The 22,885-nt window shown below is 41.6% G+C and carries 25 protein-coding genes and 2 pseudogenes; 19 read left to right on the forward strand and 8 right to left on the reverse strand.

Features of this window, described 5'->3' with window-relative positions; genetic code table 11:
• Positions 1 to 104: 104 nt before the first annotated feature.
• On the reverse strand, positions 105 to 233 hold the full coding sequence (locus SLH55_RS12665; RefSeq protein ID WP_320323573.1) for a hypothetical protein: 129 nt from the start codon (positions 231 to 233) through the stop codon (positions 105 to 107).
• 581 nt (positions 234 to 814) lie between these two features.
• Here SLH55_RS12665 and SLH55_RS12670 point away from each other — a divergent pair.
• From SLH55_RS12670 to SLH55_RS12685, 4 genes and pseudogenes are all read left to right on the forward strand, one after another.
• Entirely contained in the window at positions 815 to 2,344 is a 1,530-nt protein-coding gene (locus tag SLH55_RS12670; RefSeq protein ID WP_226674655.1) for a glycine betaine uptake BCCT transporter, read from the forward strand.
• 276 nt (positions 2,345 to 2,620) lie between these two features.
• Positions 2,621 to 2,701, forward strand: a pseudogene (locus tag SLH55_RS12675) (YjcZ family sporulation protein); the annotation flags it as partial.
• 149 nt (positions 2,702 to 2,850) lie between these two features.
• Positions 2,851 to 3,492 carry a lytic transglycosylase domain-containing protein gene (locus SLH55_RS12680; protein ID WP_374939788.1) on the forward strand — a complete coding sequence of 214 codons (642 nt, stop codon included), beginning with the start codon at positions 2,851 to 2,853 and terminating at the stop codon, positions 3,490 to 3,492.
• 122 nt (positions 3,493 to 3,614) lie between these two features.
• Positions 3,615 to 5,840, forward strand: coding sequence for an AAA domain-containing protein (locus SLH55_RS12685; RefSeq protein WP_320323574.1), 2,226 nt, complete (start codon positions 3,615 to 3,617; stop codon positions 5,838 to 5,840).
• 44 nt (positions 5,841 to 5,884) lie between these two features.
• On the opposite strand, the gene selD is transcribed toward SLH55_RS12685, so the two are convergent.
• Positions 5,885 to 6,937 carry a selenide, water dikinase SelD gene (selD, locus tag SLH55_RS12690; RefSeq protein ID WP_219170046.1) on the reverse strand — a complete coding sequence of 351 codons (1,053 nt, stop codon included), beginning with the start codon at positions 6,935 to 6,937 and terminating at the stop codon, positions 5,885 to 5,887.
• A gap of 219 nt (positions 6,938 to 7,156) precedes the next feature.
• Between selD and SLH55_RS23250 the strand changes: the two are divergent.
• Positions 7,157 to 7,342 (forward strand): annotated as a pseudogene (locus SLH55_RS23250) (Rdx family protein); the annotation flags it as partial.
• Positions 7,343 to 7,401: 59 nt separating this feature from the next.
• Here SLH55_RS23250 and SLH55_RS12695 read toward each other — a convergent pair.
• Complete coding sequence (locus SLH55_RS12695; protein WP_219170045.1) at positions 7,402 to 7,794, reverse strand: Hsp20/alpha crystallin family protein; 393 nt, start codon at positions 7,792 to 7,794, stop codon at positions 7,402 to 7,404.
• Between the two features lie 100 nt (positions 7,795 to 7,894).
• Here SLH55_RS12695 and selA point away from each other — a divergent pair, with 100 nt between their 5' ends.
• Positions 7,895 to 9,307, forward strand: a complete 1,413-nt coding sequence (gene selA / locus SLH55_RS12700; protein WP_320323575.1) for an L-seryl-tRNA(Sec) selenium transferase — start codon at positions 7,895 to 7,897, stop codon at positions 9,305 to 9,307.
• A gap of 37 nt (positions 9,308 to 9,344) precedes the next feature.
• Here the strand turns inward: selA and SLH55_RS12705 are convergent, their stop codons facing one another.
• Complete coding sequence (locus tag SLH55_RS12705; RefSeq protein WP_219170043.1) at positions 9,345 to 9,482, reverse strand: small acid-soluble spore protein P; 138 nt, start codon at positions 9,480 to 9,482, stop codon at positions 9,345 to 9,347.
• Between the two features lie 118 nt (positions 9,483 to 9,600).
• Here SLH55_RS12705 and SLH55_RS12710 point away from each other — a divergent pair, with 118 nt between their 5' ends.
• On the forward strand, positions 9,601 to 9,858 hold the full coding sequence (locus SLH55_RS12710) for a hypothetical protein (protein WP_219170041.1): 258 nt from the start codon (positions 9,601 to 9,603) through the stop codon (positions 9,856 to 9,858).
• Positions 9,859 to 9,990: 132 nt separating this feature from the next.
• Here the strand turns inward: SLH55_RS12710 and sspO are convergent, their stop codons facing one another.
• Entirely contained in the window at positions 9,991 to 10,140 is a 150-nt protein-coding gene (gene sspO, locus SLH55_RS12715; RefSeq protein ID WP_219170040.1) for a small acid-soluble spore protein O, read from the reverse strand.
• Positions 10,141 to 10,460: 320 nt separating this feature from the next.
• Here sspO and acnA point away from each other — a divergent pair, with 320 nt between their 5' ends.
• The 7 genes from acnA to SLH55_RS12750 all read left to right on the forward strand — a co-directional run bounded on the left by acnA (position 10,461) and on the right by SLH55_RS12750 (position 15,708).
• The gene (gene acnA / locus SLH55_RS12720) at positions 10,461 to 13,172 is read left to right on the forward strand and encodes an aconitate hydratase AcnA (protein WP_219170039.1); all 2,712 of its coding nucleotides are present in this window, start codon (positions 10,461 to 10,463) and stop codon (positions 13,170 to 13,172) included.
• 134 nt (positions 13,173 to 13,306) lie between these two features.
• Complete coding sequence (locus tag SLH55_RS12725; RefSeq protein ID WP_219170037.1) at positions 13,307 to 13,894, forward strand: peroxiredoxin family protein; 588 nt, start codon at positions 13,307 to 13,309, stop codon at positions 13,892 to 13,894.
• A gap of 135 nt (positions 13,895 to 14,029) precedes the next feature.
• A complete protein-coding gene (locus SLH55_RS12730) occupies positions 14,030 to 14,176 on the forward strand; it encodes an FbpB family small basic protein (RefSeq protein ID WP_098354592.1) in 147 nt (48 codons plus the stop codon).
• Between the two features lie 104 nt (positions 14,177 to 14,280).
• A complete protein-coding gene (locus tag SLH55_RS12735; protein ID WP_044336998.1) occupies positions 14,281 to 14,424 on the forward strand; it encodes an acid-soluble spore protein N in 144 nt (47 codons plus the stop codon).
• Between the two features lie 71 nt (positions 14,425 to 14,495).
• Entirely contained in the window at positions 14,496 to 14,723 is a 228-nt protein-coding gene (gene tlp / locus SLH55_RS12740) for a small acid-soluble spore protein Tlp (RefSeq protein ID WP_219170035.1), read from the forward strand.
• Between the two features lie 187 nt (positions 14,724 to 14,910).
• On the forward strand, positions 14,911 to 15,327 hold the full coding sequence (locus SLH55_RS12745) for an acyl-CoA thioesterase (protein WP_219170034.1): 417 nt from the start codon (positions 14,911 to 14,913) through the stop codon (positions 15,325 to 15,327).
• A 75-nt stretch (positions 15,328 to 15,402) separates the two neighbouring features.
• Positions 15,403 to 15,708 (forward strand): hypothetical protein, encoded by a 306-nt coding sequence (locus SLH55_RS12750; protein ID WP_320323576.1) that lies wholly within the window; start codon positions 15,403 to 15,405, stop codon positions 15,706 to 15,708.
• Positions 15,709 to 15,798: 90 nt separating this feature from the next.
• Here the strand turns inward: SLH55_RS12750 and SLH55_RS12755 are convergent, their stop codons facing one another.
• Complete coding sequence (locus SLH55_RS12755; RefSeq protein ID WP_219170032.1) at positions 15,799 to 16,089, reverse strand: HesB/YadR/YfhF family protein; 291 nt, start codon at positions 16,087 to 16,089, stop codon at positions 15,799 to 15,801.
• 130 nt (positions 16,090 to 16,219) lie between these two features.
• Here SLH55_RS12755 and SLH55_RS12760 point away from each other — a divergent pair, with 130 nt between their 5' ends.
• Complete coding sequence (locus SLH55_RS12760; protein ID WP_320323577.1) at positions 16,220 to 16,480, forward strand: hypothetical protein; 261 nt, start codon at positions 16,220 to 16,222, stop codon at positions 16,478 to 16,480.
• A gap of 81 nt (positions 16,481 to 16,561) precedes the next feature.
• Here the strand turns inward: SLH55_RS12760 and SLH55_RS12765 are convergent, their stop codons facing one another.
• Together SLH55_RS12765 and plsY are read right to left on the reverse strand one after the other, a co-directional pair.
• Positions 16,562 to 17,722 carry a CapA family protein gene (locus tag SLH55_RS12765; protein WP_320323578.1) on the reverse strand — a complete coding sequence of 387 codons (1,161 nt, stop codon included), beginning with the start codon at positions 17,720 to 17,722 and terminating at the stop codon, positions 16,562 to 16,564.
• A gap of 247 nt (positions 17,723 to 17,969) precedes the next feature.
• Positions 17,970 to 18,554 (reverse strand): glycerol-3-phosphate 1-O-acyltransferase PlsY, encoded by a 585-nt coding sequence (gene plsY, locus SLH55_RS12770; protein WP_413787093.1) that lies wholly within the window; start codon positions 18,552 to 18,554, stop codon positions 17,970 to 17,972.
• A gap of 188 nt (positions 18,555 to 18,742) precedes the next feature.
• On the opposite strand from plsY, the gene SLH55_RS12775 reads away from it, so the two are divergent.
• From SLH55_RS12775 to SLH55_RS12790, 4 genes are all read left to right on the forward strand, one after another.
• On the forward strand, positions 18,743 to 20,041 hold the full coding sequence (locus SLH55_RS12775; RefSeq protein WP_219170027.1) for a purine/pyrimidine permease: 1,299 nt from the start codon (positions 18,743 to 18,745) through the stop codon (positions 20,039 to 20,041).
• Between the two features lie 180 nt (positions 20,042 to 20,221).
• Positions 20,222 to 21,205 (forward strand): ABC transporter ATP-binding protein, encoded by a 984-nt coding sequence (locus SLH55_RS12780; RefSeq protein ID WP_219170026.1) that lies wholly within the window; start codon positions 20,222 to 20,224, stop codon positions 21,203 to 21,205.
• Positions 21,202 to 21,858 carry an ABC transporter permease gene (locus SLH55_RS12785; RefSeq protein ID WP_219170025.1) on the forward strand — a complete coding sequence of 219 codons (657 nt, stop codon included), beginning with the start codon at positions 21,202 to 21,204 and terminating at the stop codon, positions 21,856 to 21,858. Before SLH55_RS12780 ends, SLH55_RS12785 begins: the two co-directional genes overlap by 4 nt.
• A 24-nt stretch (positions 21,859 to 21,882) precedes the next feature.
• A complete protein-coding gene (locus tag SLH55_RS12790; protein ID WP_219170024.1) occupies positions 21,883 to 22,782 on the forward strand; it encodes a glycine betaine ABC transporter substrate-binding protein in 900 nt (299 codons plus the stop codon).
• Positions 22,783 to 22,885 lie beyond the last annotated feature (103 nt).

The raw sequence follows: 22,885 nt of genomic DNA on the forward strand, positions 1-22,885 counted from the left end.
TTTTACTTTTTGTAAAATTTCACCGGCTTTTTCATTTCAGAGGAGGGTTTTGTCCCAGCCTCTTTCTTATTTGTATTTCATGCTTAATAGAACAGCATATAAAATTAATTCTTTCCTGGCACTTTTCCCTCTCTTGCAGATGGAGCCACGGATTTCAACTCGATTTCCTCTCCCATCTGTTTTTGAGCCAATTTTTTTGCTGTTTCATGTTGTGATAAATTTTTATTTTTCATCGATTTCACTCCTTATTATGTCTTGTTTAGTTTCACCAACAGGCTCATCTTTAGCCTTTAAAAACGAATCCAAAATTTCCAATTCAACTTATCCGTGCTTCTGTTTAAGAGTGTTCATACTCTCTTATTCATTCCTTAATAGTAAAGGTATAAAAGGCCCTTTATTAAAGTAAAGTCATTCATATCAAGGATCATCTTTAAAACGTTTTTATTTCCAAATAATCATGTAAAGATAGTCTCCGTTGATCACGATAAGTCCTTAAAAAAAGAAGAGGAATGAAATCAAAAAATTGACAAAGACTAATAAAAATAATAATGGTTAACACTTGCAAAGTTAAACTTCTTTCTGATAGGGTAACAAATGTTGGTTTTATAAGAGAGTGACAAGGGAATAGGTAATAAGTAATCATTCCCTCATCCTCAGAATGCACATTTTCCCATCGGCATTAACTGAGACTCTTTCAACATGAGGGGGCACATACAGTAGGTTTACATATTGCCTGAATACACACCTCGAATCCCGCTGTACCCTTCATTAAGAAATGAGCTAAAAAACCTTAGAATATGGAAAGGAGAATTTTATGAAGAGAATATCAAATGTTTTCTGGATTACTGTAGTACTGGTTGCTGCTGCCGTAGCATACGGAGCAATTGCACCTGAATCGTTTGAAACCGTAACAGCAAATATGCAAACGTTCATCACTTCAACTTTCGGTTGGTATTATCTTATTTTAGTTACAGTGATCGTCATTTTCTGTGTGTTCTTAATTTTTAGTCCCATGGGAACGATCCGATTAGGTAAGCCTGATGAAAAACCTGAGTACACAAAAGGAACATGGTTCGCCATGTTGTTTAGTGCAGGTATGGGAATTGGTTTAGTATTCTGGGGGGCAGCTGAACCGCTGTCTCACTATATGACACCTCCAATGGCAGAGGGAGGAACAGACCAGGCAATTAAAGAATCTATGCGCTATACATTCTTTCACTGGGGTATTCACGCATGGGGGATTTATGCAATTGTTGCATTAGCACTTGCATATTATAAATTCCGTAAAGATGAACCGGGATTGATCTCCGCTACACTGAAGCCTATCTTTGGTGATAAAGTGAATGGACCGCTTGGAACGATCATCGATGTCCTTGCCGTATTCGCCACAGTCGTAGGGGTTGCAACAACTTTAGGATTCGGAGCTGCACAAATAAATGGTGGGCTTTCCTACCTGCTTGATATTCCGAACAACTTTACCGTACAGGCAATCATTATCGGTGTTGTAACCGTCTTGTTCATGATTTCAGCATGGTCAGGATTAAGTAAAGGAATTAAATACTTATCCAACACCAATATGGTACTGGCCATTGCACTTCTCGTACTAGTGTTCTTCATTGGACCTACGCTACTGATTTTGAATATGTTCACAGATACAATCGGTGCTTATATACAAAACATCGCCGCTATGAGTTTCCGGATTGCGCCATTAAACGAAGAGCATCGTTCATGGATCAATGGATGGACCATTTTCTACTGGGCCTGGTGGATTTCCTGGTCACCATTCGTCGGCATCTTCATCGCACGTGTTTCAAGAGGAAGAACCATTCGCGAATTCTTGATCGGGGTACTCTTGCTGCCTGCCCTTGTCAGCTTCATTTGGTTCGCTACTTTCGGTACTTCTGCAATTGAAGTACAACAAGCAGGTGCAGCTCTTTCTGACCTTAAGACGGAAGAAGTTCTGTTCGCCGTCTTTAACGGATTTGAATGGTCAACAATCCTTTCGGTAATAGCCATCACGCTGATTGGAACATTCTTTATCACATCTGCTGACTCAGCTACATTTGTACTGGGGATGCAAACCACTTACGGTTCATTAACACCACCAAACTATGTTAAATTAACATGGGGACTAGCACAGTCTACAGTGGCATTGATCTTACTATACAGTGGTGGGTTACAGGCTTTACAGAATGCATTGATTGTCGCGGCATTACCGTTCTCCGTAATAATGGCACTCATGATGATTTCTCTGTACAAGTCACTTAATCAGGAGAAAAAGGAATTAGGTTTATACATTAAGCCTAAACCAAGAAAAACGAAAGAACCTAAAGAACAAATGTAACTGACTGAAAGCGCCTGGAAGAAACCAGGCGCTTATTTTTTCATCTTAACATGATCATCTAGACGTTTTACTCATTTTTTTATTTTCAAAAACAACTAAAACCCTTTATTTATGGCGTTATCCATCCAGAATGCAGTATGGGCACGGGAATTGTTTGATGATTTTAATTAACCTACATTTTGTCCACTACATACAGTAATATCGTAGTAAGATAACTGGAGGTGACTGATGATGTATGGATATGGATACCCTGGATATGGATATGGCTGCGGTGGTGGTGGCTACGCTGGTGGTTTCGCGTTAATCGTAGTTCTATTCATCCTTTTAATTATCGTTGGAGCAGCGTTTGTTTGTTAACAATAAATAGATAATGGATAGTTGCCTCCGGAAGCTGCAGGTGAAAACCGCTTCCCGGGGCATTTTCTTTACATATTGAATTGTCACAACGGCCATCTTCTATTAAAATACAAGGAGCACCCATCACCTTGTAAAGGATCGACTTCACAATGACTAAAAAAATGGCTAAAAAAAAGCGGCCGAGTAAGAAAAAACGAGCATCCCCTTTTAGGATTCTTCTTATCCCCATCGTTATATTGGCGATGTATTATGCTGTCAATCTCGGGGACCACTCTTATCATCTTTCCTCGATAGGGAAAGATGAGATACCTTCGGAGTATATGCCCATCTACAAAGCTGCAGAGGACAAATACGGTGTACCTTGGTATCTGCTGGCTGCCCATCACAGGGTCGAAACCAAATTTTCCACCATGAAGACTCTTGTCTCACCAGCGGGAGCAGAGGGCCCTATGCAGTTTATGCCATGTACCTTTGTTGGATGGTCCCACCCAAGTTGTTCGGGGCTCGGGAAGGGTGACATCCCATCGGAACAAAAAACGGATCCTGCCATCATTGATAAATATGGTGGGTATGGTGTCGATGCAAACGGAGATGGAAAGGCGGATCCTTATCAAATAGAGGATGCCGTATTCAGTGCCGCGAACTATCTGGCACGGAACGGAGCTGCTGACGGCAAGATTGAACAAGCCGTTTTTGCGTACAATCACAGCGAACAGTATGTAGAAGATGTATTATACTATGCTGATCGTTTCGTGGAAGAGAATGATAAACAAACAGGAAAGCCGATGTAAGTCTGCATTGAAACGGAACCGTTCTTCCAAGACGGTTCTTTTTCATCGGATGACTATACACCCGCTATATTAATTGTTATGATATGATTCTTGATTTTTATCGGATAATAAAGGTGATATTAATGAAAACGAAAGACATGATTGAAGAGTGGCAAACCGCCCTGGATATGGAAATCCTTCAACTGAAAAAGAGTGAAAATAACGGAATGCCAATAGAAGAGGGCAGATGTATACGAAAAGACGAAGGAGCATATATTTATTGGTTCACCCTTCACTATCCCGCTTCCCTGCCTGAGGGAGGCAGCATCGTCTATAAGCGGAAGAACTCCTCCTATCAGGGTGTAGTCATTAGCTCAGAGGAGCGGGAGTGCATCATTGAGCTTGATCAATTCCCGGGAGATGTCTTAACCTATGGCCATATCCTACATGCTCCCTGGGACATCCTTTTGAAACTTATGGAACGATTAGATGAAGCCAAAGAACGTCATGGGAAAACACTACGGATCGAGGGTGCCTTACATCCTGACAAAAATCAAAGACATCCATCGACTAACTACAAGACTCCATTGCATGAAGCGTATGTCAGAAGCAAGTACAATCCCGTTACGTACCTATGGGGGCCACCGGGGACCGGTAAGACCTACACCCTTGCCAGAGTGGCTGCTTATCATTATTCAGAAGGTAAACGGGTTCTGATTCTCTCACACAGCAATGCGGCAGTGGATGTATTAATAGAAGAAATGCATCGTTTTTTGAACAGCCACAATCGCTGGGTGCCTGGGGATGTCATCAGGTATGGGGCAAACCGGAAAGACTACAGCAGTGAGGTGACGGATTTAAGTGTCCTTCAATTACTGGAACAACAGGATCCATCTCTTTCTGAAGAAAAAGGAAAAGTCGAGATGTATAGAAGAAGATTGAAAAATAAGTTGGCCAAATCCTATTCATCCTATGACTCTGAACGATTGTCGCAGCTTGAAGTCCATTATCAAAAAATCAAAGAAACATTTAAGAGGAGGGAAGGGGACTTGGTTTCGGACGCCAAAGTGATTGGAACGACATTATCGAAAGCTGCCATTGATCGAATCCTTTATGAAGATGAGTTCGACCTGGTGATAGTGGATGAGGCAAGCATGGCGTATGTCCCCCAGGTCGCCTTTGCTGCAACACTCGGTAAGAAGATCGTCATTTGTGGGGATTTCAAACAACTTCCACCAATCTCTACTTCCTTTCACCCCATGGCAAGCAAATGGTTAAAGGAAGACATCTTCCATTCTGCAGGTGTGGCAGGGGCTGTCGAGAAAGGGCATAATCCACCACACCTCTTATTACTTCCGGAACAGAGACGAATGCACCCCAGTATTTCAGCATTCACCAATCAATATATTTATCGTTCAAGAGTAGGTGACCACCATTCCGTCAAAGCAATTCGTGAGTCCATTACGAATAAAAATCCCTTTGCCGCACACGGAGCGGTATTGTTCTCACTCACAGAAGGGACCGAGTGGGCAGAAGTGCATAAAGGCTCAAGATGGAATGCATTATCCAGCTTAGTCACCATTCAGTTGATCCTTCAAGGATTGAATGATGGCTTATACTCTATTGGAATTGTCACACCATACCGTGTTCAGGCACAATGGTATAATCTTTTGCTTGATGAATTGGTAAAGAAATCATTTCCTTCTGTTGAAGTATACGCCGCCACAGTGCATGGGTTTCAAGGGTCCGAGAATGATATGATCCTATTTGATCTGGTGGATGGAATTTCTCATGGGAAGCCAGGAACATTGATATCCCGAAAAGGAAGCGAAAGGCTGATCAATGTCGCGGTAACTCGTGCCAGGGGGAAGTTTATCCTGGTGGGGAATGATCGATTCATTCAGGAAAAGACATCTGCTTCCAAACCTGTCCATCAACTTATATCTCACCTTCAACAGGAGGGCCTTACGGAGACCAGTACGTCACTATCTCCTACTTCTACCAAAAAAATGAAGTGGTTCCCGTCCAACCATTATAAGAAGATGGAAAAAGATATTAAAGCGGCAGTTCATCAAATCATCCTGAATGTCAATGACATACACGATATACCTAAAGGAATGATGGAAGCATTATTAGAAGCTTCCTGGGATAAAAGTGTGATCATTCATTCTCAATATAGTATAAATTTACAATCTGCTTCAAAGATTATAGTCAAACCGTCGATTACATCTATTCCCTTCATTGCAATAGATCAAAAAGTGATTTGGTTTCATACCCTCTCAGAAAAGGAAAACTCATTTCCTTTCAATATAAGAATTTTATCAAAAAAAATAACCGCTCGATTCTTTAAGATGGTGGAAGAAAAATAAAAGATGATCCCTTCCTGCAAGAAATGAGCAGGGGGGATCACCAACTATTGCACGACCGATATACTCCATTTTTGCCTTGGTAGGACTTGACCAATGATCGTTGCAGGTATGGAAAGCTTGAGTAGTTCTTCTATATATTTCTCACCCTGATATCTTGGTAAGCTTATGAGGAGACCGCCTGAAGTGATGGCATCGCAAAGGATCCATTGATCTTCCATTGAAAGATTCTCGTGGTAATGTACTTTTTCTTGAAGCCAAGAGTGGTTCGCTTTTGATCCTCCTGGAATGATTCCTTTTTCCGCTAACTCCTTGGTTCCTTCTAACATAGGGATAGAAGAATAGGTAAATTCAATAGATACTGAACTTCCTCTAGCCATTTCATATGCGTGACCTGCCAATCCGAACCCGGTCACATCGGTCACGGCATTGGGATTGAACATTTGCAGTACCTCTGCAGCCGTTTTGTTCAACATCCTCATTACATTGATGACCGAAGTCTCCTGAGCTGAAGTCACAGCCTTACGCTTGATCCCTGTCGTTAAGATTCCTACACCCAATGGTTTTGTCAGGACGAGGACATCTCCTTCTTGTGCACCCGTATTCGTCCAAAACCTTTTAGGATGAACGATCCCGGTAACACTCAGGCCAAACTTAGGCTCTTGATCGTCAATGGAATGGCCACCGACTGTCACGGCACCCGCTTCGATCACTTTGCTTTGAGCGCCTTTCAGAATAGCGGCAAGTATATCGCTTCCCAGTTTTTTGATGGGAAATCCTACAATGTTCAGGACGGTTTTCGGTGTACCGCCCATGGCATAAACGTCACTCAGAGCATTTGCGGCTGCAATTTCACCGAATTGATAAGGGTCATCCACAATCGGGGTGAAATAATCAACCGTTTGTACCATGGCAAGATCATCTGTAAGCTGAAAGATCCCACCATCATCTGATGATTCATTTCCTACAAGTAGTTCTTCCTTAATTGGTTGTGGAGGCAGCTGACGCAAAACTTGCGTCAAGTCACTGGGACTAAGTTTACAGCCTCAGCCAGCCTTTGAAGAAAGTTCTGTTAAACGGATGATCTCTTCCTTGCTCATTGACTTCACCTCTTTATGTATGAATTAAATCCATTGTACAGGATAAAAATACCTTAGAGCAAAATTGAAGCAAATTATGAAGAAGCATATGATCATTTGCACTTCTATTTTCTCTATACTAGAATGAAATGAAATACACAAATCATCTAAAGGAGGAGAATTGCTATGAACAAAGTAAGAATGACGATCGAATTCTGCATGATGTGAAACTACGCACCTAAAGCCGCGAGTTTCGCGGAACAGCTATTCAATCATTTCAGGTCCGATATTGAGGAATTAAAGTTAGTGCCGTCCTCCGGTGGCGCATTTGAAATTACTATAGGGGAAGAAAAGATCTATTCCAAGCTTGATACAGGAGTTTTCCCCGAAGTAAATCGAATCATTTCGATCATTGAAGCTTTATGATCAAAAAAAGGTCTTAGCGGCAGCTAAAGACCTTTTTCTTCTATTAAAATGAATATTGGTTATTCATTAGACAATCCTTGAACCCGGATCACATAGGATGAGGGGGTCGAACATTCCTTCTTAGGAACATTGATCTCTATCGTATGATGCTCAATAGAATAGGTGATCGCCCGTTGCTTTAAACAAAAAGGAAAACGAATGGAGCGTTTCCTGATCTTACATTCGTCCTTAAGCATGATCGATACTAACAATTGAGTATCCTTTTTCTTAATAATCAATTCCTCTGGACATATATTTTCAGTTTCGATTTCTAATATGAACGATTCTGTCGTGTCAAGGAAGTCTACACGAAATTCCTGTTCATCCAGTTGAACAGTAGCAGGATCCAACAGCCAATCCTTCATACTCTCCTCCCAGTTCTCTAAATAGAAATCGTCCTTATCCTTGCTCATTTACACCTGACCCCCAACTACGTCTTTTACATATTGTATTCGTTCTAATTTAATTGGTGAGGGTGTTATAATGGGAGCAAAGAGTGAAGGGGGAACAATCATGAATCAACTTGCCAGATCCATACCATCCATTAACGAAATGCAAAAATCCATACACTTTCATACATACCTTCATCATCATAATCTAACGAGAGAAAGAGGGACGGACCTCCTGAGAAAGGTAATTTCTTCCTGCAGGACTTCCATTTTGAATGAAGAATGGGTTGGTCCCCATCCATCCTCTAACCAATTTATTGATGAGGTCTTCAGCCGATTAGAAACATTGACACACACATCTTATTCCCTCTCTCTTAGAAGGGTCATCAACGCTACGGGAACCATTTTACATACAAACTTAGGTCGTGCACGTTTAGGCCAGGAGACGATGAATCATGTCCTGGCCACCGGTCATAACTACAGCAACCTGGAGTTTAGCATTGATGAAGGGAAGAGGGGATCCCGGCATTCCCATGCAGAGAAGTTCATCTGTGAGTTGACAGGCGCAGAAGCTGCAATGGTTGTTAACAATAACGCCGCAGCTGTTTTCCTTATTCTCTCAGCACTTGCCAAACAGAAAGAAGTTATCGTCTCTCGCGGCGAGCTGGTTGAAATCGGCGGATCATTTCGAATTTCATCCATTATGAAGGAAAGCGGGGCCCGACTTCTTGAGATTGGTACAACGAATAAAACCCACTTAATGGATTATGAAGAAGCGGTGAATGAAGAGACAAGGATGATCATGAAAGTGCATCAAAGTAATTTCATCATTAAAGGATTCACTTCCTCCGTATCCTCAAATGAACTGGTGGAAGTATCAAAGAAGCACCCCAACGTCATTTATTACGAAGACTTAGGGAGTGGTGCACTATATGACTTCACCCGTATGGGGATAGGAAATGAGCCGCTTGTGAAGAACGTCCTGGACAAAGGGGTGGACATCGTATCATTCAGCGGGGACAAATTATTGGGGGGGCCGCAAGCAGGAATCATCGCCGGGAAAAAGAAGTGGATTGATCAGTTAAAGAAACATCAGCTTGCCCGTGTACTCCGGGTTGACAAAATGACACTCGCTGCATTAGAAATAACGCTCTTACACTATATCAGGGGTGAGGAACGAGAAAAAAATCCAACCATTGAAACCATTACCCGTACCAAAGACGACATCCTGCACCAATCAAGACAATTCGCGGATCATGTCTCATCCCTCGAGAGCGGTTTCACATCAGACATTTTCGTTGGCCAGAGTCAGATTGGAGGCGGGACGATGCCAGAGGTTGGATTAGACACGTACGTTGTATCCTTAAGGCATCCTGTTCTTTCATCACACGTGATTCATGATAAATTACGGACAGGTAGTCCATCCGTTCTTACAAGAATTCAAGACGATTCAATCCTTTTCGATCTACGAACCGTTTCTGAGCAAGAACAAATGGAGATCATCCAAGTGCTGAGAGTTATTCACGAATCAAACTAAAAGGGAGTGCAGACAACCGCACTCCCTGGTTCATTCATTACATATCGTGGTGACTGTTGTTTTTTTGCCTCGTGTGATTTCGATTCTTCACTTTATGTGATCCGCTCAAAGGCTCCGGCTGGCCTGATTGTTTCGGAGCATTTTTGCGCATATCCTTACTATCATTTTTGTTCATATTCCATCCCTCCTATCCTTTAGGATGCTAAGTTAGCGAACAGTTTATTCACACGTATGGCATCCATCATTATTGGCTATACTAAAAAAGCTAATTTCTGATTAAGGAGAGATCGACCATGCCTTACCATAAAAATAAACAACAGGCGTTTCAAGCTGCTGAACAAAGTGTGACGGAAGTACAAAATACCATCAATGAACTTGTATTGGATGGAGCAAGCTATGGTTCTCAACTCGCTCATCTGAAAAATGAGGTCAATGAGGCATACCAACAAATTGAAAATGCCCTGGAAGTGGCATCGGATACGCAACGGGCACAACTTCAACAATTCAAATCCGATCTTTCTTCCATCGTCAATGAAGTGAACGAACAATAGGAACAAAATGATACCCGGCTTAAATAAAACCCACTCTGCTGATTAATCACCAGAGTGGGTTTTATTTGTTTATAAACAGGGTAGGGGAGAATAGATGCTGCAGGATATGCATCCATCCCCGCCTTTCTCATGTTATTGATTGGTTTTACGCTTTTTATTAAACTGACGTTGGGCTGCCGTCAACGGTTCATTTGAAATCTCTTCATTATATCCAGCACCCTGACCCTGTGCTTTAGCTGCATTCATACCATTTATAACATGGTTTGCTTTACGTTTGGCCAATGTAGAACACCTCCATAATGGTAGAATGCCACCATCAATCACTTCCTATGATAGGAAAGTGCTAACAGATTTATTTTTTTGAAATAATGATTTTAGGGATCTGACACGATTTGACAAGGAGAGAAATGTTGTTATATCAATATTTCTTCTGAAACCTAAAGGAGTTTAATCATTTAGATAAGTAAAACTTATCAAAAACAATAACTTTATTGTTATTTACTTATGTAATCGCTTGTATTAAGATGTAAATGTGAGAAAAGTTCGTTTAGAACGAAAACTTTTCGACTTATTGTGTGATGTAGTTTAGAGGGGGAATCGAAATGGCAAAGAACGATGTATTTAATGCACGATCTTCTTTCGAACTAGAAGGAAAACGTTATCATTACTATCGTTTAAAAGCGCTTGAAGAAGCAGGAGTAACAAAAATTAACCGCTTACCTTACAGTGTAAAGGTACTGCTGGAGTCTGTACTACGTCAATTCGACGGACGTGTCATCAACAAAGAACATGTTGAAAACTTAGCGAACTGGGGATCCACCGAAGTGAAGGATGCAGAAGTTCCATTCAAACCTTCACGGGTTATTCTTCAGGATTTCACTGGAGTCCCTGCGGTAGTTGACTTAGCGTCTCTACGCAAAGCAATGGCAGATATCGGTGGAGATCCTCAAAAAATCAATCCTGAAATCCCGGTTGATCTTGTCATCGATCACTCTGTACAGGTAGATAAATACGGGACAGCAAATGCATTGCAAGCCAATATGGACCTTGAGTTTGAACGTAACGCTGAGCGTTATCAATTCCTTAGCTGGGCACAAAAGGCATTCGAAAACTATCGTGCCGTTCCACCTGCAACAGGGATCGTTCACCAAGTAAACTTAGAGTACTTAGCTAATGTCGTTCACGCTGTTGAAACAACAGAAGGCGACTTTGAAGCTTATCCGGATACACTGGTTGGTACTGATTCTCATACTACGATGATCAATGGTATCGGTGTACTTGGATGGGGTGTAGGTGGTATCGAAGCAGAAGCAGGAATGCTTGGTCAGCCTTCTTACTTCCCGATTCCTGAAGTGATCGGGGTTAAACTGACTGGTGAGCTTCCTAATGGAGCGACCGCGACTGACTTAGCCCTTAAAGTAACACAAGTATTACGTCAAAAAGGTGTTGTAGGGAAATTTGTTGAGTACTTCGGTACTGGTGTTGCAACATTACCACTTGCCGACCGTGCAACGATTGCCAACATGGCACCGGAATACGGTGCAACGTGTGGTTTCTTCCCGGTTGATTCAGAGTCACTTGATTATCTGCGACTTACTGGACGCGAAGAAACACATATCAACATGGTTGAAGAATACTTAAAGAAAAACGACATGTTCTTCACACCTGAAAAAGAAGAGCCAACATACACTGACGTAGTGGAAATTGACCTTTCAGCAGTGGAACCAAATCTTTCAGGACCTAAACGTCCACAAGATTTAATCCCACTTTCTGATATGAAAGAAGCTTTCCATAAATCGATTACGGCTAAAGAAGGCGTTCAAGGTTTCGGTCTGGATGCTTCTGAAATTAACAAAACTGCCAAGTACACGACAGAAGATGGAAAAGATGTTGTGATGCCAACAGGTGCGATCGGAATCGCTGCCATTACTTCATGTACCAACACATCTAACCCATACGTTATGTTAGGTGCCGGCTTAGTTGCGAAAAAAGCAGTGGAACTTGGAATGAATGTTCCAGATTACGTTAAAACATCCCTTGCTCCAGGTTCTAAAGTTGTAACTGGTTACTTAAGAGATTCAGGTTTACTGTCTTATCTTGAAGATATCGGATTTAACTTGGTAGGGTACGGCTGTACGACGTGTATCGGTAACTCTGGTCCACTTCGTCCAGAAATCGAGAAGGCTGTATCAGATTCTGACTTACTATTGACATCTGTCCTATCAGGTAACCGTAACTTTGAAGGACGTATCCATCCACTAGTGAAAGCAAATTACCTTGCTTCACCACCGCTTGTTGTTGCATATGCATTAGCAGGTACTGTGGACATCGATCTTCAAAAAGATTCTTTAGGTAAAGATAAAGATGGTAATGACGTATTCTTCAAAGATATCTGGCCATCACAAGATGAAGTGAAGGATGCTGTTAAATCAACCGTTACACCTGAATTGTTCCGTAAAGAGTATGAGCATGTCTTCTCTGAAAACGAGCGCTGGAATGAAATTAAAACAAGTAACGAACCACTTTACAGCTTTGATGAAACATCAACTTACATCCAAAATCCAACGTTCTTTACAGGACTTGCGACTACACCTGAGGACATCCAAGGGTTAAGCGGTCTTCGCGTTGTTGGTAAATTTGGAGATTCCGTCACTACCGATCATATTTCACCAGCAGGTGCCATCGGAAAGGATACACCAGCAGGGAAATATTTACGCGCGAATAATGTAGAGCCTCGTGACTTTAACTCTTATGGTTCTCGTCGTGGTAACCATGAAGTGATGATGCGTGGTACGTTTGCCAACATCCGTATCCGTAACCAAATTGCTCCTGGTACAGAAGGTGGCTTCACTACTTATTGGCCTGAAAATGAAGTAATGCCAATGTATGATGCGTGCATGAAGTATCAACAAGATGGTACTGGATTAGTTGTTCTTGCAGGTAAAGATTACGGTATGGGATCTTCTCGTGACTGGGCAGCGAAAGGTACGAATCTTCTTGGTATCAAGACTGTCATCGCTGAAAGCTATGAGCGTATTCACCGTTCGAACCTTGTGATGATGGGTGTTCTTCCACTTCAATTCAAGAAGGGTGACAGCGCAGAATCATTAGGATTGACAGGTAGGGAAACAATTTCTGTCAATGTGACCAACGATGTAAAACCTCGTGATATCTTAACGGTTACAGCTGTAGCTGAGGATGGATCGAAAACAGAATTCGACGTACTGGCTCGTTTTGATTCTGACGTAGAAGTAGACTACTACCGTCATGGTGGGATTCTGCAAATGGTTCTACGTAACAAATTACAAGCATAATGATGCTTTAAGTCCCGGGATTCCCCGGGGCTTTTTTTAATACCCCACAAAATCCTCGAAAATAATTCATACTAAAGGGAGACAAGCTTACATAAGATGATAGTAAAATCATTCCCCTGAAAGGAGAGACACCCTTGAAATCCATATTCGGCATTTTGCTTGTCGCTTTAATGGTCTTCTCTTTCTATATTGAGAACAAGTCAGACCCAAGTTTATTTTCCGAAGACACGTTTCAACAAGTCGAAGAATACGATCAATTAATCGATATAGAAGAAGGAGAGGCTGCTGAAACCACTCCTGTCGAGAATTATCCCGGCCCGAATGTCGGAGATAAGGCAGTTGATTTTAAGCTGGATACTTTGAATGGAGGATCCAAGACATTATCTGAATTAAAAGGAAAGAAAGTGATTCTGAACTTTTGGGCTACATGGTGTCCACCATGCAAAGAAGAAATGCCTGTCTTACAGGAATTTTATAATAAACATGGTGAAAACGTAGAGATCCTGGCCATTAACATCGACCCTCAATACAACGTGAAAGAATACCAAGAAACAATGGGTCTGACCTTCCCCATCCTTATGGATACGGATGACAAAATTAATAATGCCTATGACATCCTGACCGTACCTACCACCTTCATCATCAACGAACAAGGCATTATCACCCACAAACAAATCGGTGCCATCACCAGTATCGACTCCCTTACATCCATGATCAAGTGAGGGACGGACCTTTCAAACGTGAACACTTGCGCATGGGCTAGCAGCATATTCCACCTCCTATTGTGACCTTTGTTTAAAATATCTGACATTTGGATATACTACTTATACAAACACAATAGAAAGTGAGGGAATGATATGCGCAGACCAAGGAAAAAATCTTTCGCAGACCTGGTAAAAGAAAATAAGCAGCAGCTCCTACTTGACCAGGATGCCATTGATGCCATTGAAGAACGGATTGATGCAAGACTTGAAATAAAACGCCCTATAGGCAAAGCCGAGTAAGGAATTACGAGGCTTATTTTTTTTGCTTAAGAAATCATTCTGCCAATAATTACGCCTTTTCTTCCTTCTCATTTTGGTAATCATACTAGTAAGGGGGGAAGTTCATGAGTAACTCAAAGGGAAGTCCGAACCACTTTGCACCAAACCACATCGGAACACAGTCAAGAGCCGCTGGCGGCAACAAAGGGAAACAGATGCAAGATAAATCAGGGAAACATGCACAGGTAATCCAAACCAAAGGTGAATGACGCTTACCTTACTAGTGGGGCCGACCTTGAAGGTCCGTCCCTCAGGCAAAATGTTTTAGGAGGAATATGAGATGGCATGGGATAAACCGAACCCGGATGATCGCAGTGATAATGTAGAGAAGCTTCAAGGGATGGTTCAGCATACGATTGAGAATATCGATCGGGCTGAGGAATCAATGGCTTGCACAGACAGTGAAGAACAACTTCAGTCCATACAGGCAAAGAATGAACGCCGTAGAGAGAGCCTTCAGGCTTTTCGCAGCGAAATAAAAGACGAAGCGAATCAAAACAATCAATAACAAATAGACTAATTCCCATAACCCGGACAAAAAAGGCTCACTCTTTATAGCCTAGCTGTCCGGGTTATTATCTTCCCCTCTAGGTAGAAAGGTTGCCAGGATCAACTCTGAGGCGAATTGATTCTATGCCTACGATAACTATGATAAAATGAGGGATGACACTGATTAGATAAAGAGGGTGGAAACAATGCAAATTTCTGAAAAAACCATTGAAGTACGATACGCAGAAACGGATCAAATGGGGGTTGTGTACCATGCCAATTATCTTGTTTGGATGGAGCTGGGTCGTACACAATTGATAGAAGACCTTGGCTTTAAATACGCCGATATTGAAAAGGAAGGGATTTTATCCCCTGTCATTGACCTGAATGTCAGCTATAAGTCACCGGTCCGCTATGGTGAAAAAGCGTTTATCAAAACATGGGTGGAAGAGTATGATGGACTTCGCATTACATATGCTTACGAGATCTATAATGGACAAAACCAGCTTGCCATTACCGGACAATCGAAACATGTGTGCGTAAAGCAGGAGAACTTTCGTCCGGTTTCAATTCGGAAAATGTTCCCGCAATGGCATGAAGCTTACGAAAAGGCAAAAAAATAGCCCCTACATAATGAGTACATTGGTAACATCTCGGGAAGACTCGACTAAAGATCCATTTTGGAAAGGAAGAGGTTCATGGCATTCGGACTAACCAAGCAGGAGCTAAGAGGATGGAAGCAACGTGTGAAGAATGGGGAGATTGCATTCTTGACCCATTACTGGCTGGATGACCGATTTCCTGGTACTCGTTCTGTAACCAAAGTGGGCTGCTGCAACATCGAAGCGTTATGCAGATGGGGAGAAATGTATGGACTGAAGAAAGAATGGATCCATCAGCGGGAAGAGGGCTTTCCCCATTTCGACCTTTTAGGTGACATTCAATATGAGGTTCTTCTTAAAGAAGGTCTTCATGAACACATCGATCGTTTCCTTAACAAGTGAGAGTTGATATACGTTAAGTACTCGTAAGTTTGTTTATTCATCGATAAGTGCTTAGTAAAAAGGCTGGCGGATGCCAGCCTTTCATGCAGATTATTTTCTGTACTCGTATAAAGGTTCTTGAAGTTTTTCATCAAACTCGACATACAGATCATGACCATCAAAAAACCATAGATCTCTTTCTTCGATAAAAAACTCCCGGTTTTCAATTTCGACTTGTTCACCAAGATCTACCGGTTCGTCTTTGTTCACTCCTAATGAAAAACCATCGTGCAGAGGACTGGAACCTCCATATCGCACATAAAAACGAACTTGTTCACCTTCCTCAACAAGCATTTCGTCTTTAAACCACGTTAGAGCTTCTTCTGATATATGTATGTTCATTGATGAGACTCCTTTCTCTACAGGTATTTTTCCAGAGTGGTTCCCGAATTCTGGACAAAGAAAGTTTCATTTCATATTATATACATAGTAAAGGCAGAACATCTACTAATACGCATAAAGGATGAGATAGATGAAGACACAAACATTATTATATTACATAGGAGCTTTTATATTTGTGGGACTGAGTGTATTAACACTCTTGCAATTGCATGAAGCCAAGTATCAGATTGAAGCTGGTGGGTTCATAATAATTGCGGCGCTTATTTATTACGGGATGGTAACCTTATACTTTAAGGGAAGCCGTAGGACTTTTATTATGGCCAATGCCTGTTTGGCTGGTATAGCCCTTTGTGGAATATTCTTCAATTCTTTACTATTTGGCGGCCATTAAAAAAAGAGCTTCTCTTTGAGGGAAGCTCTTTTTTATATTTTCAGTCATTACTTTAAAAAGTTCACGCCACTGCTATTCTGCTCATTGCGCTAATCCATCTACCATATGTGAAACCATTTCTTCTTCGGTATAGGCGATCATTCCATTTTTCCTGGCAAAATCAAGAGGATAGATTCTGTAGTTATTATAGTGATTTTCAGACACAAAGGTAGGCTGGAATTGAATGGACGGGTAGGTGATCTTAGAACCCGCAGGATTCATCAATTTTTCTACTTGGACTGTAACCATGCCCCCGATATCTTTAAAATCGTCCTTTTGTCCGGATAGGAAATTCCCTAATGAATAAACCACGACGGCTTCCCGCCCATCACTGGTTTTATATGTTTGTATGGGCTGGAGAACATGTGGGTGATGCCCGAAAATGATATCCACTCCTTTATCCGTCAACACCTTTGCCAATCGTTCCTGTTCTTCAGTAGGGAAGCGTTGATATTCATTTCCCCAATGTAAGGAAAGGACGACCAAATCCACGTTCAAATCTTTGGCTTTTGTGATTTCCTGTATCATCTTATGTTCATCGATTAAATTGACTAAATACTCTTTCCCTTTTGGAACAGGGATTCCATTTGTTCCGTATGTATAGGAAAGAAGAGCAAACTTTATTCCATTTACATTAAAGGTACGAATCCGCTCTTGGTCTTCCCGGCTTTTAAACGCCCCCACATACGGCATCGATATTTTTTCATAGTAGTCAATAGCACTCTTAAGTCCTTTTTCCCCCTGATCCAATGAGTGGTTGTTGGCATTCGTGACAGCATCGACCCCAACCTCCTGTAAGGATTTCACAATATCTTTCGGACTGTTAAATAGCGGATAACTTGAGACGCCAAGTTCCACACCACCCGGAGTCGATTCCTGATTGGCGATCAGGAAATCAGGAGTTTCCAACATGTTCTTTATCGGAGAGAACATAGGGGTGAAATTGTATCCGTTCTCACTTTTTGCATCATTGTAAACGGTGTCATGCAGGAGGATGTCACCAATTGCTGCTAGGGAAGCACTTGCTTTCATAGATTTTCCCGATGCTTGTACTTCTCTCGTTGTATGGAGAAGGGAGGTTATCTTTTTTTCACCTTTAGCAGGGCTGGTCCAATCTGCTAATTGTTTTTCTAGTAGCAATCCAATAATGAAGAGTAAAGGAATACAAAGGGACACTCCCAATATTACACGCTTTTTATTCATATTCATCATCCTTTATTAGTACACTAATTTCATTTTACAAAAAAAATAAGGAGAATGGGGGTATATTTAATAGAATTTTGAAGAATATTCTCATATTATCGTGGCTAAAGGTAATTATCATCATCATCTTTCTCAAAGAAATCATAGGCTATACTTTCTTTTGTTGGATCCTTTCAATAAAAAAAAACGACAGGAGTATCAAGTAACCCTTTGAAAAAGGTTGCTTGGTGCTCCTGTCGCTTGCAATCTAAAGCCATTTAATTTTTGGTTCGGTTTTATTTTTAATCCGAGTTATATTTGCTCTATGTCTATAAATGACGAAAATGGTCAGTATGCCCACTACAATGATGAGAGGAAGATCTCCGGTGAAGATGGAATACATAAAGGCAAGTACCGCTGCAATCATAGAAGAGAGGGATACATACTTCGTTGCGTATAAGCAAATAAAAAAGACTGCTAGCAAGATTAAGAATAAAATGTAATTATATCCTAGAAGGACACCAGCAGAGGTTGCTACGGCTTTTCCTCCCCTGAAGTTTGCAAAAACGGGATACATATGTCCGATTACGGCAAATACCCCTGCGAGTAACATATGAACATCACTTGCCAACATCAGCGGTAATAGAGTGGCAACCGTTCCTTTTAAGATATCCATGGTGGTCACTATCATCCCGGCTTTCACACCCAGGGTTCTGAATGTGTTCGTCCCACCCAGGTTTCCGCTTCCATGTTCACGGATGTCCTTTCCATAAAACGTTTTTCCGATCAGCAATCCAGATGGAATGGATCCTAATAAATATGACAGTACAAGTATAAGGGCAAAAATCATCATCACTGCTCCTTTAAAAATAACTAATCCGTTCTTATTTTAACATGTTTTCCAATGGATGGGGAGAAAATAAATGAAATAATTAGTACCTGTTCATAAAAGTAGATAATATTTTCATTCCTCTCCATACATCCGAAGGAATTATGTTAAAATAGATACACTTTACATAGTTGAAATGAAGGTGTACACACATGCAAATAGTTTTATCCGCGTTCCAATGGGTGGCGTTCATGGTGGCTGGATCGATCGCCGCCCCGATTGCGATTGCTGACTTATTCCAATTGTCTCCTGCAGACACAGCCGGTTTCATACAAAGAACAATCTTCGTATTGGGGGCCGCCAGCCTCATTCAGGCTTTGGTGGGTCATAAACTCCCCATTAACGAGGGTCCTGCAGGATTGTGGTGGGGTGTTTTTGCCATTTATGCAGGTTTTGCGGGGACATTATATAGCAGTCATGAAGAGGTCCTGACGGTTCTACAGGGAGGAATGATTGTCAGTGGAGTCATTTTCTTTATTCTATCTGCCACTGGATTGCTTAAGAAGTTATCGTCCCTATTTACACCAACCATCACGTTTATTTATTTGATGCTGCTGATATTACAATTAAGCGGATCCTTTATTAAAGGGATGTTCGGGATCCAGCATGAAGGTCAATCCATGGAGCCATTGGTTTTACTGGGGAGTGTTCTGACCATTCTTGTTGCATTATATTTTTCCAGCAGCAAGCGAAAGTGGATTCAGCAATATTCCATCATCCTCGCTCTGGCAGCAGGATGGATCATTTTTATTCTGATGGGATTAGGGGAGACTGCTACTGTTTCAGACAGCTGGTTTTCATTCCCAGAGGTGTTTGTCTTTGGAAAACCCGTATTTGATACAGGGGTCATTGTTACGTCTATCTTTATCACATTTCTGTTGACGACCAATATGATCGCTTCCATCCGGGTGATGGAAGAGGTGATGAGAGTCAATGGAAGACCAACATATGAACGATATTCGAGGAGTGGCTTTGCATCCGGGATCAATCAGCTATTCGGTGGAATATTCTCAGCCATCGGATCTGTCCCCATATCCGGATCTGCAGGGTTTGTAGCTGCAACGGGTATGTATTCAATTCTTCCGTTTATTCTTGGGAGCGGGATCATTATGATCATCAGCCTGATTCCCAAAATCATGAATCTATTTGCAAGTCTCCCTGCGCCGGTTGGCTATGCCGTTACAACGGTCATTTTCATCAAAATGGTAGGGCTAGCACTTGGTGAATATCGAAAAGAAGAAAATGTGGAGAGAATTCATTTTGTGGCCGGAATCTCCCTTATTGTAGGAGTAGGGGCAATGTTTGTTCCCCCCAGCGCTTTTAAGGAAATGCCGGTAGTCGTTGCTTCCATATTGAATAATGGTTTGATATTGGGTACCATTACGGCGATCATAGTCGAACAATATTTACTAAAGAAACAATCAAATCATTCTATAACCAGTAAACATTAGTTTACTGGTTTTGTTGTTTGTTGAAACCTCATTTATTAGGTGGGTAGTATGCACATCCCAACTTCATCACAAACTATAAGGGTAAAGGCATTTTCTTGGACAACATGTTTACCTTTTGTATAATGAGGGTAACCCTTCTATGTTTAGAAAAATTTCTCAGTTCATAAAGCAGGTGGAATAATGATTGAATTTAAAAATGTCACGAAAATCTATGAAGATGGTACGGAAGCAATAAAGGGGATCAACTTGACGATACCAAAAGGAAAGCTTGTTGCTCTGATTGGTCCGAGCGGATGCGGAAAAACGACTACGATGAAAATGATCAATAAGCTTATCTCGCCTTCAGGCGGTACCATCCTCATTAACGGGAAAGATATCTCCGAAACGGATGAAGTGGAGCTCAGACGAAACATCGGCTATGTCATACAGCGTATTGGACTGCTTCCCCATATGACGATTGAAGAAAACATCAGCCTTATCCCCCGGTTAAAAGGATGGAAAAAGGAAAAATACGAAGGTCGTGTAGATGAGCTTCTTAATCTGGTAGGCCTTGAACCGGACATCTATAGGAAACGGTATCCTCTGGAATTAAGCGGTGGACAGCAGCAGCGTGTCGGAGTGATCCGGGCACTTGCAGCGGAGCCCCCGATCATTCTGATGGATGAACCTTTCAGTGCCCTGGATCCAATCAGTCGCGAACAGCTCCAGGATGAATTGAAAAGCATTCAAAATACAATACATAAAACGATTGTCTTTGTCACACATGATATTGATGAAGCATTAAAGATAGCTGATGAAATCGCCATTATGAGAGATGGGAAAATCGAGCAGATGGCTTCTCCTGATGAGCTTCTGTCAGAACCTGCCAATGAATTCGTCCGTGCTTTCATCGGTGAAGATCGACTGAAAGTTCATTCAGGGCATAAGCAGGTGTTGGAGATCATGAAGGACGATAGGGATGCGTTTCACATTCAGCTGGAAGAACCTGAATACTCATTGATACCATATGATGCAACCATCCAGGAAGCGGCAAGAATGCTGCTGTCAACCGGTAAACCTTATCTTATGGTGACGAGAAGCGATAAAAAAATCGGAATCATCACATCCAGTGACATTCTTCGTACTGTCGCCTCATCTGATAATAAGGAGGCAGGTTCAGTATGAATACATTCTCCATCCTTTTCATCCATACCATATCAAACCGCTCTGATGAAATCTTAACAGGATTACTGGAACATCTTTACTTATCTTTTGTTTCGATTTTCATAGCCATTGCCATATCTCTGCCACTGGGGATATACATATCCCGCAAAAAACAGTCGGCGGAATTTTTTATCGGAATCACTGCCGTATTTCAAACGATACCAAGTCTCGCTTTATTCGGTTTTCTTATTCCACTTTTAGGTACAGGAAGTATAACAGCCATAATCGCTCTCACGGTATATGCCCTTTTACCGATTCTCAGAAATACGTATACAGGCATTATCGGGGTCGATGAGGGAGTCATAGAGGCTGGAAGAGGAATGGGAATGACTAATTCCCAGCTATTATTTAAAGTAGAGCTTCCACTCGCCCTCCCATTTATTATGGCAGGTATCCGAACCGCTACTGTCTTAACAGTTGGAGTCGCCACGCTTGCAACGTTTGTAGGAGCTGGTGGACTTGGTGACCTCATTTACCGGGGACTTTCTACTTGGAATAATGCACTTGTACTAGCGGGGGCGATTCCCGCTGCCCTACTCGCATTAAGTTTCGACTTTTTATTAAAGCTGCTTGAAAGATTGACCACACCTAAAGGGTTAAAGGCACGAAAATAGACCATAATTCAAAGGAGAGTAAGAATGAAAAAGACATTACAGCCTTTCATATTATTAATCGTATTATCCATCGTAATCGCAGGTTGCGGAAATAATGGCGGAAAAGATACTATCACGGTGTCAGGAAAAATGTGGACGGAACAGTTTATTCTGACTCAAATGATGGCAGAACTGCTCAAAGAAAAAACAGATTTGGATGTGAAAGTTGAAGAAGGTTTAGGGGAAGTCTCGATCCTTACACCTGCTCTTGAGAAAGGCGACATTGACGTTTATGTGGAATATACAGGTACTGGCCTTGAAGCTGTACTGAAAGAACAAGCCAAGAAAGGTGCCTCAGCAGATGAAATCCTTTCACAAGTGAAGAAAGGATACGAAAAAAAGTTTGATGTTACCTGGTTGAAGCCATTAGGTTTTGAAAATACGTATACTCTCGCCTATACAGAGGATCAGGATTTTGATGCTAAGACTTTCTCTGACCTTGTGCCTCTTTCGAAGGAATTGAGCTTCGGTGCACCCCATCAGTTCTATGAGCGTGAAGGGGACGGATACGATGCCTTCTCTAAAGCATATGGATTCGAATTTAAAGAGAAGGAAAGCTTTGATCCGAACATAATGTATGAAGCGGTTAAAAACGGTGATGTAGACATTATTCCCGCGTTTACTACAGATGGGAGAATACAACGTTACAACTTGAAAACAACGACGGATGATAAAGGATTCTTCCCTCCATACGATGCTGCGCCAATCATTCGTCAAGAAGTACTGAAAGAACATCCTGAAGTAGAAAAAGTGCTAAATGAATTAGCAGGAAAGATCTCTGAAGAAGAGATGAGTGAGTTAAATGCCAAAGTCGATATGGATAAGCAGGATCCTAAGGACGTAGCGCGTGATTTCCTTATTTCTAAAGGGTTGATCAAAAAGTAAGGATAAGAGAAGTGTCAGGTATGGAAAGAGGAGCAGGCTGTTTGATAAAACGCTACCTTACTCCCCCTGACACTTCCTTTTATTTAGACAATTTTATAAATTT

The organism is Rossellomorea sp. YZS02 (genome assembly GCF_033963925.1).
In the GTDB taxonomy this organism is placed as follows: Bacteria; Bacillota; Bacilli; order Bacillales; family Bacillaceae_B; genus Rossellomorea.

What these genes read in the sequence shown, in the direction of transcription:
- SLH55_RS12695 (WP_219170045.1), bottom strand. Translation starts at nt 7,794, where the DNA reads ATGAGCAAGGATAAGGACGATTTCTATTTAGAGAACTGGGAGGAGAGT.
- SLH55_RS12680 (WP_374939788.1), top strand. Translation starts at nt 2,851, where the DNA reads ATGACTAAAAAAATGGCTAAAAAAAAGCGGCCGAGTAAGAAAAAACGA.
- acnA (WP_219170039.1), top strand. Translation starts at nt 10,461, where the DNA reads ATGGCAAAGAACGATGTATTTAATGCACGATCTTCTTTCGAACTAGAA.
- SLH55_RS12735 (WP_044336998.1), top strand. Translation starts at nt 14,281, where the DNA reads ATGAGTAACTCAAAGGGAAGTCCGAACCACTTTGCACCAAACCACATC.
- SLH55_RS12785 (WP_219170025.1), top strand. Translation starts at nt 21,202, where the DNA reads ATGAATACATTCTCCATCCTTTTCATCCATACCATATCAAACCGCTCT.
- SLH55_RS12775 (WP_219170027.1), top strand. Translation starts at nt 18,743, where the DNA reads ATGCAAATAGTTTTATCCGCGTTCCAATGGGTGGCGTTCATGGTGGCT.
- SLH55_RS12745 (WP_219170034.1), top strand. Translation starts at nt 14,911, where the DNA reads ATGCAAATTTCTGAAAAAACCATTGAAGTACGATACGCAGAAACGGAT.
- SLH55_RS12765 (WP_320323578.1), bottom strand. Translation starts at nt 17,722, where the DNA reads ATGAATAAAAAGCGTGTAATATTGGGAGTGTCCCTTTGTATTCCTTTA.
- SLH55_RS12685 (WP_320323574.1), top strand. Translation starts at nt 3,615, where the DNA reads ATGAAAACGAAAGACATGATTGAAGAGTGGCAAACCGCCCTGGATATG.
- selA (WP_320323575.1), top strand. Translation starts at nt 7,895, where the DNA reads ATGAATCAACTTGCCAGATCCATACCATCCATTAACGAAATGCAAAAA.
- SLH55_RS12755 (WP_219170032.1), bottom strand. Translation starts at nt 16,089, where the DNA reads ATGAACATACATATATCAGAAGAAGCTCTAACGTGGTTTAAAGACGAA.
- SLH55_RS12670 (WP_226674655.1), top strand. Translation starts at nt 815, where the DNA reads ATGAAGAGAATATCAAATGTTTTCTGGATTACTGTAGTACTGGTTGCT.
- SLH55_RS12780 (WP_219170026.1), top strand. Translation starts at nt 20,222, where the DNA reads ATGATTGAATTTAAAAATGTCACGAAAATCTATGAAGATGGTACGGAA.
- tlp (WP_219170035.1), top strand. Translation starts at nt 14,496, where the DNA reads ATGGCATGGGATAAACCGAACCCGGATGATCGCAGTGATAATGTAGAG.
- plsY (WP_413787093.1), bottom strand. Translation starts at nt 18,554, where the DNA reads ATGATGATTTTTGCCCTTATACTTGTACTGTCATATTTATTAGGATCC.
- SLH55_RS12710 (WP_219170041.1), top strand. Translation starts at nt 9,601, where the DNA reads ATGCCTTACCATAAAAATAAACAACAGGCGTTTCAAGCTGCTGAACAA.
- SLH55_RS12790 (WP_219170024.1), top strand. Translation starts at nt 21,883, where the DNA reads ATGAAAAAGACATTACAGCCTTTCATATTATTAATCGTATTATCCATC.
- SLH55_RS12705 (WP_219170043.1), bottom strand. Translation starts at nt 9,482, where the DNA reads ATGAACAAAAATGATAGTAAGGATATGCGCAAAAATGCTCCGAAACAA.
- SLH55_RS12750 (WP_320323576.1), top strand. Translation starts at nt 15,403, where the DNA reads ATGGCATTCGGACTAACCAAGCAGGAGCTAAGAGGATGGAAGCAACGT.
- SLH55_RS12730 (WP_098354592.1), top strand. Translation starts at nt 14,030, where the DNA reads ATGCGCAGACCAAGGAAAAAATCTTTCGCAGACCTGGTAAAAGAAAAT.
- SLH55_RS12760 (WP_320323577.1), top strand. Translation starts at nt 16,220, where the DNA reads ATGAAGACACAAACATTATTATATTACATAGGAGCTTTTATATTTGTG.
- SLH55_RS12665 (WP_320323573.1), bottom strand. Translation starts at nt 233, where the DNA reads ATGAAAAATAAAAATTTATCACAACATGAAACAGCAAAAAAATTGGCT.